This window comes from Betaproteobacteria bacterium (genome assembly GCA_016791345.1).
Taxonomy (GTDB): domain Bacteria; phylum Pseudomonadota; class Gammaproteobacteria; order Burkholderiales; family JAEUMW01; genus JAEUMW01.
This window is the reverse complement of the sequence record JAEUMW010000280.1, coordinates 1-2,685: the sequence shown is the minus strand read 5'-3', so window position 1 is coordinate 2,685 and position 2,685 is coordinate 1. Positions and strand designations below refer to the sequence as shown.

At 67.3% G+C, this 2,685-nt stretch carries 3 protein-coding genes; 2 read left to right on the top strand and 1 reads right to left on the bottom strand.

Translation table 11 applies throughout. The annotated features are described in order from the left end of the window. Window positions 1–661 (top strand): VWA domain-containing protein (locus JNK68_11210; protein ID MBL8540925.1); only part of this gene is annotated, 661 nt, incomplete at its 5' end. A gap of 18 nt (window positions 662–679) precedes the next feature. Here the strand turns inward: JNK68_11210 and lplT are convergent. Next, complete coding sequence (lplT, locus tag JNK68_11205; protein ID MBL8540924.1) at window positions 680–1,921, bottom strand: lysophospholipid transporter LplT; 1,242 nt, start codon at window positions 1,919–1,921, stop codon at window positions 680–682. A gap of 307 nt (window positions 1,922–2,228) precedes the next feature. Between lplT and JNK68_11200 the strand changes: the two genes are divergently transcribed. Beyond that, a partial coding sequence (locus tag JNK68_11200; protein MBL8540923.1) for an alanine racemase occupies window positions 2,229–2,685 on the top strand: 457 nt, incomplete at its 3' end.

Here is a 2,685-nt window from a genome sequence, read left to right as displayed (position 1 = left end):
GAGCTTCGTCGTGGAACGAAGCGGCGGGCGGCAGCCGGACGCGGCGGTCTACCGGCGTCGGGTGCCGGCGCAGCGGGACATTTCCGTCATCCTGCTCGCGGATCTTTCAACGTCGATCATGCAGCTGGTACCGAAGGGCGGCGGCCGTCTCGTCGATCGCGTGCGCGCCGGCATCCTGCTCTTCGCCGAGAGTCTGGAGGTGGTGGGCGATGGCTACAGCATCGGCGGCTTCTGCTCGAAGTATCGCGAGAACGTGACGTGGTATCCGATCAAGGAGTTCGGCGAGGGGCTCACGGCGGAAGTGCGCGAGACGGTGGGCGGGCTCTCGGGGCGGCTCGCCACCCGCATGGGGGCCGCCATTCGGCACGCCGTCACCCGATTCGAGGGGGTGGAGAGCCGGCGGCGCCTGCTGCTCATCCTGTCGGACGGGCACCCGGAAGACTACGACGACGGCGGCGACCGCCGTTACCTGCACGAGGACACGCGCATGGCGGTGAAGGAGGCCGTGGCGGCCGGCGTGCATCCCTTCTGCGTCACCGTCGATGCGCTCGGGCAGGAGTACCTGCCGCAGATCTTCGGCAAGGGTCACTACCTCGTGCTGGACCGCATCGACCGGCTGCCGGCGAAGCTGCCGGAGATCTACCTGCGGCTGCGACAGTGAGCCCGCGGTGACGCGACGTCAGAGCTTGTGCTCGCTGTCCTGGTCGTGCCCGTGCTTGCGCGTGAGCCAGGCCATCGTGAGCGCGACGAAGAGGCCGAAGATGACGACGACGGAATTCACGCCGAGGTCGGCCTTGATCATCAGCGCGTAGGCGCCGAGCATCGCCAGGATGCTCAGGTTCTCGTTAAAGTTCTGCACGGCGATGGAATGACCGGCGCCCATCAGCAGGTGGCCGCGGTGCTGCAGCAGTGCATTCATCGGCACGACGAAGTAGCCGGCCATGGCGCCGATGAGGATGAGCAGCGGCACCGCGAAGCGCCAGTCGGTGATGAACACCATCGCCATCACCGTGAACCCCATCGCGATGCCCACCGGCAGCACGCGCACGGCGCGATTGAGCGACACCGCCTTGGCGGCGACCGCAGAGCCGATCGCGATGCCGATGGCGACGACGGCCGTGAGCTGCGTTGCGTGCTCGAGGTTGAACTTGAGCGCGGTGCCGGCCCAGGTCAGGATGATGAGCCGCAGCGTCGCCCCCGCCCCCCAGAAGAGTGTCGTCACCGCGAGCGAGACCTGCCCCAGCGGATCCTTCCACAGCAACCAGAAGCAGTGCGTGAAATCGCGCAGGAGAAACCACGGATTGCGCTTGGGCAGCTTGTGGTCGATCGGCACCAGCGGGATGAAGAGGTTGAACAGCGCCGCCAGGACATAGACCCCCAGGATGACGACGATGGCGAGTTCCGGAGCAGTGTCGATGCCGGCGTTGAAGCGCATGCCGACGAGGTGCTCGACGATCCGCGTCTCCATCTTTTCGCCGATGAGCACGCCGCCGACGATGGCGCCGAGGATGATCGCGGCCACCGTCAGACCTTCCATCCAGCCGTTTGCCCAGACCAGCCGGTGCGCCGGCAGATACTCGGTGAGGATGCCGTACTTGGCCGGCGAGTACATGGCCGCGCCGATGCCGACGAAGCCGTAGGCGAGCAGCGGGTGGAGCCCGACCAGCATCGAGGCGCAGCCGACGATCTTGACCGTGTTGCTGACGAGCATGACGCGGCCCTTCGGCAACGCGTCGGCAAAAGGGCCGACAAACGGCGCGAGCACGATGTAGGCGAAGACGAAGAACTGCTGCAGGACTGGCGTCTGCCACTCCGGGGCGTGGAGCGAGCGCAGCAGGGCGATGGCGGCGAAGAGCAGGGCGTTGTCGGCGAGGGCCGAGAAGAACTGCGCTGCGAGGATGGTGTAGAAGCCGCGATTCATGGGGTCCGGCGATCCCGGCCCCGTCTACGGCAGGCCCAGCGCGCCCTGTTGAGGTGGCCGGGTTTATACCATGAAAGGATCGGGCGAGAGAATTGCCGCTCGCCCTGAAAAGCCCATCCCTATCCGGCCGCTGCGAATTGTGCTTGAATACGCCCCGCCGCGAACCTCCCAGGAAACACCCCGAGTCCGCTTCTCTTCGCCGCCCACGGTCGGTCGAGGTTGCCGCCGTCCTCCCGCAGCTTTTCCCGCAACGGCTTTCGATGCCCTCCGCACCTGCCTTTTCGCCGCTCCCTGCGGAGCCCGTGCCATGAGTCGACCGCTGCGCGCCCGCATTCGCCGTAGCGCGCTCGCGCACAACCTCGCTGTCGCGCGCCGGCTGGCGCCGGAGTGCCGCGTGATGGCGGTGGTGAAGGCCAACGGCTACGGTCACGGCCTGCTGCGCGCGGCAGCGGCATTCGCGGAAGCGGACGCGTTCGCCGCGCTCGAGATCGAGGGCGCCGTCCGCCTGCGCGAAGCGGGACATCGGCAGGAGATCGTGCTTATCGCGGGGCTCTTCGACACCGGCGAGTTGTCGATCGCGGCCGAACACGATCTTTCGCTCGTGGTGCATCACGAAGAACAGTTGCGGATGCTCGAGACCAGCCGCGCCCGCGGCCTGCGCGTCTTTCTCAAGATCAATTCCGGCATGAACCGGCTGGGCTTTCTGCCCGAGCGGGCGGCGCGCGTGCTCGCGCGTCTCGAGGTCTGCGTCGCGGTGGCGAAGG